Below are 682 nucleotides of genomic sequence, written 5' to 3' on the forward strand. Positions count from 1 at the left end.
GGGGCTGTTGGGAATTGAGTTTTCTAAAGGGCCATGATGTGTTTCAAAGACCATATGGATCGCTTCATACTGACGGATGCCCAATGGGCGAAAATGGAACCGCTGTGCCTTGGCAGGAAGACGGATCGAGGTCGCAGCGGGAAGGATAACCGCCTCTTCATCGAGGCGGTCCTATGGATCGCCCGGACCGGTAGTCCGTGGCGGGACCTGCCGACGTATTTCGGACATTGGAACTCGGTTTATTCGCGCTACAGCGACTGGACGAAAGCCGGTGTTTTCCAGAAGATTTTCGAGGCTGTCTCCGATGATCCCGACATGGAATACGCGATGATTGACGGCACGGTGGTCCGGGTTCACCGCCACGGCCAGGGCGCAAAAGGGGGACCCGAAGCCAGGCGATAGGGCGGAGTGTAACGGGGTGGTCAACGAAGATCATCGCCATGACCGACGCCCTGGGCAATCTGGTCCGCTTCACGCTTATCCCTGGCCAGCATTACGACACGGTCGGGGTTGCCCCCCTTCTCGAACCGGCGGATTTCAAGGGGATTCTCGCTGACAAAGCGTTTGACGTCCACTGGATCGTGGACGCCCTACACGCGCAAGGGGCCTGTGTGGTCATTCCCCAGCGCAAAAACCGCCTCGACAGACGCCCGTTCGATGGGGCCCTGTTCAAAGCACGCCA

At 58.9% G+C, this 682-nt stretch carries 1 protein-coding gene and 1 pseudogene; both read left to right on the top strand.

Annotated features, from left to right (window positions below; all coding sequences use genetic code 11):
* The first annotated feature begins 33 nt into the window (after nt 1-33).
* Nucleotides 34-402 carry an IS5 family transposase gene (locus MSKU9_RS17705; protein WP_141261664.1) on the top strand — a complete coding sequence of 123 codons (369 nt, stop codon included), beginning with the start codon at nt 34-36 and terminating at the stop codon, nt 400-402.
* Nucleotides 403-440: 38 nt separating this feature from the next.
* Nucleotides 441-682 (top strand): annotated as a pseudogene (locus tag MSKU9_RS17710) (IS5/IS1182 family transposase); the annotation flags it as partial.

The organism is Komagataeibacter diospyri, from assembly GCF_006538165.1.
Lineage (GTDB): Bacteria > Pseudomonadota > Alphaproteobacteria > Acetobacterales > Acetobacteraceae > Komagataeibacter > Komagataeibacter diospyri.

Excerpts from the sequence above, each read along its gene's own strand:
- MSKU9_RS17705 (WP_141261664.1), top strand. The coding sequence starts at position 34 with ATGATGTGTTTCAAAGACCATATGGATCGCTTCATACTGACGGATGCC.